The organism is Bradyrhizobium sp. Ses1, from assembly GCF_059512365.1.
The window spans coordinates 1-216 of sequence record NZ_JCAMOQ010000291.1; the positions used below are offsets into that span (position 1 = coordinate 1).

Consider the following 216-nt stretch of genomic DNA (forward strand, 5'->3'; position numbering starts at 1 on the left):
GAGCGCGCCATAGGCAACGAAGAACATGCAGCCGACCATGTTTGCGACGCGCAGCGGCACTATCGTCTGCATCAGCAAGGTAGCGGCAAGAAAGATGGCGCCAACGAGAGCGAACATGTTGGCGAGCGTGATGTTGGCGAGCACGATTTCCAGCAGCCGGTTGAATAGTGCGTCGTAGGTGATGTTGTTCGGATCGAGACCCATCTGAACCAGAAT

1 pseudogene is annotated in these 216 nt (G+C 56.0%); it reads right to left on the minus strand.

The annotated features are described in order from the left end of the window. Window positions 1–216, minus strand: a pseudogene (locus AC5ZG5_RS46695) (Crp/Fnr family transcriptional regulator); the annotation flags it as partial.